Genomic DNA, 1095 nt, shown 5'->3' with positions numbered 1-1095 from the left:
TTCGCAGTTGCTTATAAAAATCATAAAACTCTGTACACAGAAATGCGCTTTGGCAATCTTGATCGCAAGGCTATCCGTCATGCAACTGTTAAAAATGCTTTGAAATTGATCTTGGAATCTCTGCAATGATACCTTCTCTCTCTGATTTCCAGATGACACATCACTACAATCACATCCCATGATATATGACAGATATCATAAATTTAACTGAATAAATTATATTACCGGAGAACCATAAATCCTATGAGCACGCCTTTCAAAAGCATCGGTAAATTTATGAAAAGCAATATCAAACATTGAGCCCATTACCAATCCAAGCATTTTACTTTTAAATTCATAATCAATAAAAAATTCTATATTACAGATGTTGCTCTTCTCAGTATGATGAAAAGCCCAACGGTTTTCAAGATATTTGAATGGACCATCAATGTATTTAACCTCTATGCGTTTTTCCTTCGGTTGAAGAAAGACTTGAGTTGTAAAAGTTTCTCGGACAAGTTTATAGCCAACTGTCATGTCTGCAAGAAGCAAAGTCTTTTCCTCACATTTTTTACGAGAACGGACTATTAAAGCCTCACACATTGGTAAGAATTCAGGATAGCATTCAATATCTGCAACAAGATCAAACATTTCACGGGCACTATGGGCAATTTGCCGATGTGTTGTAAAAGTTGGCATAACTATCTCTGTAAAGCAAATTTTTCATCACGCGCTTTTTGCAAAATTGCAAAAACATCACCCGCAGGACGAGAGGCACACGTCGGAGGAGTGGAAGCCATATGTAAAAAACCTTTCACTTTACCAATTTTGGCAAAAGACTCAAACTCTTCGGGAGGCACAAAACGAATAACTGGATGATGCTTTCGCGTAGGCTGCAAATATTGCCCAATTGTCATAAAGTCAACATCTGCAGAGCGTAAATCATCCATCAATTGGAGAATTTCATTTCGTTCTTCTCCAAGACCAACCATAATTCCTGATTTTGTAAAGATTGTCGGATCCAGTTCTTTAACACGTTGTAATAACCGAATCGAATGAAAATAACGTGCCCCTGGACGAACCTTTAAATATTTAGAAGGAACCGTTTCTAAATTA

Annotated in this window: 2 protein-coding genes and 1 pseudogene; 1 reads left to right on the top strand and 2 read right to left on the bottom strand. The window is 36.9% G+C overall.

Annotated features, from left to right (window positions below; translation table 11 throughout):
- A pseudogene (locus ACFIO5_RS10505) lies at positions 1-129 on the top strand (CinA family protein); the annotation flags it as partial.
- 87 nt (positions 130-216) lie between these two features.
- Here ACFIO5_RS10505 and ACFIO5_RS10500 read toward each other — a convergent pair.
- Both ACFIO5_RS10500 and ACFIO5_RS10495 read right to left on the bottom strand, forming a co-directional pair.
- Positions 217-678 (bottom strand): type II toxin-antitoxin system RatA family toxin, encoded by a 462-nt coding sequence (locus tag ACFIO5_RS10500; RefSeq protein ID WP_011180509.1) that lies wholly within the window; start codon positions 676-678, stop codon positions 217-219.
- 2 nt (positions 679-680) lie between these two features.
- Positions 681-1095 (bottom strand): lipoyl synthase (locus ACFIO5_RS10495; RefSeq protein ID WP_522729885.1); only part of this gene is annotated, 415 nt, incomplete at its 5' end.

This window comes from Bartonella sp. AA86SXKL (assembly GCF_042196885.1).
The sequence above is the reverse complement of the archived record's forward strand: the minus strand, read 5'-3'. Positions and strand labels throughout refer to the sequence as shown.